Below are 4645 nucleotides of genomic sequence, written 5' to 3' on the forward strand. Positions count from 1 at the left end.
GATGGCCTGGATGGGGCCCGGCGACGCCACCCCGGCGGCCGAGTGGGCGGCGGCGCGCGACGCGCTGCTGGCGCTGGCCTGAGCGGGGACGCGGGGGCTGCATGACCGAGAGCGACCCTGATTTCGACGCTCCGGTGCGCAGCGGCAGGAGCAGCGACACGCTGATCCTGCAGCTGGGCAGCTGGGAAGGCCCGCTCGACCTGCTTCTCACCCTGGCGCGCAGCCAGAAAGTTGACCTGTCGCAGATCTCGATCCTGGCGCTGGTGGATCAATATCTCGACTTCATCCGCGATGCCCGGGCGCTCAGCCTCGAGCTGGCCGCCGACTATCTGGTGATGGCGGCGTGGCTGGCCTATCTCAAATCCCTGCTGCTGCTGCCCAAGGACCCAGAGGCCGAGCCCGATCCGGCCGAACTGGCCCTGAAGCTGCAGTTCCAGCTGCAGCGGCTGGAGGCGATGCGCGCCGCCGGGCAGACGCTGCTGGCGCGCCCGCAACTGGGGTGGGACATGTTCCGCCGGCCCAATCCCGAAGGCCTCGCCACCGACAGGCGCGCCGTCTATGCAGTCGATTATTATGAGTTGCTGTCGGCCTATGGCGCCATCCAGGCCCGGCGTGCCACCGCCATCCACGTGGTGCGGCGCCGGCCGGTGATGGCGCTGGACGAGGCGATCGAGCGGCTTGAACTTCTGCTGGGCCGCAGCATCGACTGGACGGAGCTGGCGCGCTTCCTGCCCGCCGATCTGGCTGACGAGGCCTATGCCCGTTCGGTGCTGGCCTCCAGCTTCGTCGCGGCGCTGGAACTGGCCCGCCAGGGCAAGGCGGTGCTGTCGCAGGGCGCCGCCTTCGGGCCGATATTGGTGAAGGCCCGGGCCCATGGCTGACGCGTACGATCTGGCGCTGACCCGCGCGCTCGAGGCGATCCTGTTCGCTGCCGAGACGCCGATGACGCTGGCCGAGATTGCCCGCCATGTCGGCGAGCGGGGCGACCTGCTGCCCACCTTGCGGGCGCTGGCCGAAAGCTATGCGCCGCGCGGCATCAACCTCGTTGAGCGTGGCGGGCGCTGGCAGTTCCAGACGGCGCCGGATCTTGGCCATCACCTGCGCACCAGCCGCGAGACGGTGAAGAAACTGTCCCGCGCCGCGGTCGAGACGCTGGCGGTGATCGCCTATCACGAGCCGGTGACGCGGCCGGAGATCGAGGAGATCCGCGGTGTCGCGGTGTCGGGCGGCACCATCGACGTGCTGATGGCCGCCGGTTGGGTGCGTCCCGCCGGCCGCCGCGAAACCCCGGGCCGGCCACTGCAATATGCCACCACCCCGGAGTTCCTGGCGCATTTCAACCTGGCCAGCCGCCGCGATCTGCCCGGCATCGCCGATCTGAAGGCCGCAGGCCTTTTGGACCGCGAACCGTCGCGCGAGCTTCCCCTGCCGCTGGGCGGCGGCGAAGCCTAAATCCTCAGCGCGTCCATCGCGATGCCTTGGGAGAGCACGACCCGGTCCCCGGCGTCGAGGATGTCGAGGCCGATCTCCCGTCGCTCCCAGTCCAGCCTGATCAGCCCGACATTGTTGGCCGAATAGCTGGGGCCGATCCGGTTGGGCCCGGCCTCCTCCCGATGCTCGCCCGCCCAACCCATGTTGATCGACGACGAGGTCAGCTCGTGCAGCGGATAGGGCACGCCGGTGGCATCGCGGTAGATCCCGGCGCGGTGGCGATCGCCCGACACCAGCACGATGCCGTTGGCGCGGGTGCGCGAGACCAGCGCGCGGAAGCGGGCGCGCTCGTGCGGGAACAGCCGCCAGCATTCATAGCCATGGCCATCGGCCACCAGCTGATAGGAGGTGACGATGATCCTGACGTCGGCCGGCTGGCGGAGCTGCGCCTCCAGCCACTGCCACTGCGCTTCGCCCAGGATGGTGCGGCTGGGATCGGGGTTCTCGACATAGGATTCTGCACCGGGCTGGCCGCGCGTCGGGCTGGGCGTCCAGTCGTCGCGGAAGCTGCGCGTGTCGAGCAGGATCACCTGCACCCGTGCGCCCTTTGGCCCGGTGATGAAGGCATCGTTGATGCCGCTGCCCTGCCGGCGCGGCGCATCGGCCGGCACATTCCAGAAATCGAAGAACAGCGGCCGGGTGGCGGCCTTCCAGGCATAGGTGACGCCAGCATCGTTGAGGCCGAAATCATGATCGTCCCACACCGCCACCATCGGCATGGCAGCGCGGAAGCGGCGATAATCCGGGCGGGCGAGCGCGGCAGCATAGGCGCCGATCAGCTCGTTGAGATCGGGGCTCCTGGTGTCGCCATAGACATTGTCGCCCATGAACAGGAACAGGTCGGGCCGGCTGCGCAGCGCCACGTCGAGCAGGCTGCCATCGCGGTTCTGGTTGAAGCAGCTGCCGATGCCGATGCGGGTCAGCCGCAGCTCCGGATCGAGCGTGGGGGAGACCGGCACGTCGAGCAGCCCGGCCAGCGTGGGAAAGCTGCCGGCCTGCGCCGCCGCCGGCAGCAGCGCCGTGCCAGCGAGGCCCGCCAGCACATCGCGCCGGGCAATATTGCTTACCAGCTTGCCGCCCGTCGCCATGTTCTGCACCCCTGCTACGATTCAACGCGCCGCGAGTGCCGCAAGCCGGTTGCAGGATGATGACAGCGGGTGACGAAGGGCGTGGGGATCAGCGCTTGAACAGCGTCTCCGCAGTCAGCTGTTCCTCGGGCGCGGTGGCGGCGGCCAGGCGTTCGGCCTGCAGCTGGGTGATCAGCGCGGCGCGCTCGGCATCGACCTGCTCCGGCGTCAGGCGCGTGTCCACACCGGCCTTCTTGGCGGCGGCGGCGACGATGGCATCCATCTCGCGCTGGCTGGTCAGCCCCAGCGTCACCGGATCGCGCGGCTGCAGATTGGCATAGTTCCAGTGGCTCTTGTCGCGGATCGCGGCGATGGTGTTCTTGGTGGTGCCGATCAGCCGGGAAATCTGCCCGTCGGTGATCTCCGGGTGATTCTTGATGATCCACAGTATGCCATCGGGCTTGTCCTGCCGCTTGGACACCGGCGTGTAGCGCGGGCCGGAGGTGCGCCGCGCCTGTTCGGGCAGGCGGGCAATCTTCAGCGCGTGATCGGGATTTTCCTCACCCTTGGTCAGTTCCTCGCGGGTCAGTTCACCGGCGCGGATGGGATCGCGGCCCTTCAGCTTGGTGGCGGCGGTGTCATCGGCGATGGCCTGAATTTCGAGGATGTGCAGGCCGCAGAAATCAGCGATCTGCGAAAAGGTCAGCGCGCTGTTGTCCACCAGCCAGGCGGCGGTGGCGTGCGGCATCAGGGGCAAGGTGGCGGCGGCCATGGCAGTGGCTCCTTTGAACATGAAAACAGCCGCCCCTTGCGGGACGGCTGGACGATCCTTCTCCTAGTGGAGGTAGCCGCTTGGCGCAAGAGCGGGCGTGGGCTGCCGGTTCAATCCACTGCCAGCACGATCTTGCCCACGTGCGCGCCCGCCTCCATGCGGCGGTGGGCCTCGGCGGCCTCTGCGAGCGGGAAGATGCTGTCCGTCACCGGCTGCAGCCGCCCGGCCTCGAACGCCGGCCAGATCACGCCTTCCAGCGTTTCGGCAATCGCCGCCTTGAAGGCGATGGGGCGCGGCCGCAGCATCGAGCCGGTGAGGGTGAGGCGCTTGCGCATGACAAGGCCCAGGTTCACCTCTGCCGTCGGTCCGCGCTGGAAGGCGATGCTGAGGTGGCGACCCTCGTCGGCCAGGGCCGCGAGATTCTTCGGCACATAATCGCCGCCCACCATGTCGAGCACGAGATCAACCCCGCGTCCACCGGTGAAGGCCAGCGCCTCGGCGGCGAAATCCTGGGAATTGTAGTTGATGGCATGGGCTGCGCCATGGGCCCGCGCGGCGGCGCACTTCTCGTCGCTGCCGCAGGTCGCGATCGCGGTCAGGCCGATCTCCTGCGCCAGTTGCAGCGCGGTGATGCCGATGCCGCTGGTGCCGCCGTGGATCAGGATCGTCTCGCCGGGCCGTGCGTGGCCCCTGTCCATCACGTTGGACCAGACGGTGAACCAGGTTTCCGGCAGGCCGGCGGCATCGGTGAGCGCCATGCCGGCCGGAACCGGCAGGCACTGGCCTTCGGGCGCCACGCAATATTGGGCATAGCCGCCGCCGGCGACCAGCGCGACGACCGTATCGCCGGGCCGCCAGCGGGTCACGGCCTCGCCCACTGCCACCACGGTGCCGGCGATCTCCAGCCCCGGAATGGTCGGGGTGCCGGGCGGCATCGGATAGAGGCCGAGCCGCTGCAGCACATCGGGCCGGTTGACCCCGGCAGCCGCAACCTTGACCAGCACGTCACCGGAGCCAGGCTGCGGCACCGGTCGGATGACGGCTTGCAGCACCTCGGGGCCGCCCGGAGCAACGGGATCGATGGCGGTCATCTCGCGGGGGATGGTCATGGCCGCGCATCATCGGGGGCCATGCACCAGAGGTCAACCGGCCTTGCACCATATGTGCGGCGCACATATCTACGGGCGATGCAGACCAACGATCCCGCCCGTCAGGCCAATATTATCGGCGCCATGGTGCTGGCCCTGGCCGATCGCCTGCGTGCCGCCACCGAAGCCGCCGCGCCCGAGGCCGGGCCGGCGGCTGCGGCGCTGGT

5 protein-coding genes are annotated in these 4645 nt (G+C 69.1%); 2 read left to right on the forward strand and 3 right to left on the reverse strand.

Features of this window, described 5'->3' with window-relative positions; all coding sequences use genetic code 11:
* Positions 1-101: 101 nt before the first annotated feature.
* Complete coding sequence (locus GJV64_RS11635; RefSeq protein ID WP_164157382.1) at positions 102-881, forward strand: segregation and condensation protein A; 780 nt, start codon at positions 102-104, stop codon at positions 879-881.
* Positions 874-1452, forward strand: coding sequence for an SMC-Scp complex subunit ScpB (gene scpB, locus GJV64_RS11640; protein ID WP_164157383.1), 579 nt, complete (start codon positions 874-876; stop codon positions 1450-1452). The genes GJV64_RS11635 and scpB overlap by 8 nt, the downstream gene beginning before the upstream one ends.
* Here the strand turns inward: scpB and GJV64_RS11645 are convergent.
* The 3 genes from GJV64_RS11645 to GJV64_RS11655 all read right to left on the reverse strand — a co-directional run bounded on the left by GJV64_RS11645 (position 1449) and on the right by GJV64_RS11655 (position 4439).
* Positions 1449-2579, reverse strand: a complete 1131-nt coding sequence (locus GJV64_RS11645; RefSeq protein WP_164157384.1) for an alkaline phosphatase D family protein — start codon at positions 2577-2579, stop codon at positions 1449-1451. The two genes, scpB and GJV64_RS11645, sit on opposite strands and share 4 nt — an antisense overlap.
* An 88-nt stretch (positions 2580-2667) precedes the next feature.
* The gene (locus tag GJV64_RS11650) at positions 2668-3330 is read right to left on the reverse strand and encodes a cell cycle transcriptional regulator TrcR (RefSeq protein ID WP_164157385.1); all 663 of its coding nucleotides are present in this window, start codon (positions 3328-3330) and stop codon (positions 2668-2670) included.
* Between the two features lie 110 nt (positions 3331-3440).
* Entirely contained in the window at positions 3441-4439 is a 999-nt protein-coding gene (locus GJV64_RS11655) for an NAD(P)H-quinone oxidoreductase (RefSeq protein ID WP_164157386.1), read from the reverse strand.
* Positions 4440-4645: the final 206 nt, after the last annotated feature.

It is taken from the genome of Sandarakinorhabdus rubra, from assembly GCF_010994245.1.
Taxonomy (GTDB): Bacteria; Pseudomonadota; Alphaproteobacteria; order Sphingomonadales; family Sphingomonadaceae; genus Sandarakinorhabdus; species Sandarakinorhabdus rubra.

Coding starts and splice junctions, on each gene's coding strand:
- GJV64_RS11635 (WP_164157382.1), top strand. CDS start 102: ATGACCGAGAGCGACCCTGATTTCGACGCTCCGGTGCGCAGCGGCAGG.
- scpB (WP_164157383.1), top strand. CDS start 874: ATGGCTGACGCGTACGATCTGGCGCTGACCCGCGCGCTCGAGGCGATC.
- GJV64_RS11645 (WP_164157384.1), bottom strand. CDS start 2,579: ATGGCGACGGGCGGCAAGCTGGTAAGCAATATTGCCCGGCGCGATGTG.
- GJV64_RS11650 (WP_164157385.1), bottom strand. CDS start 3,330: ATGGCCGCCGCCACCTTGCCCCTGATGCCGCACGCCACCGCCGCCTGG.
- GJV64_RS11655 (WP_164157386.1), bottom strand. CDS start 4,439: ATGACCATCCCCCGCGAGATGACCGCCATCGATCCCGTTGCTCCGGGC.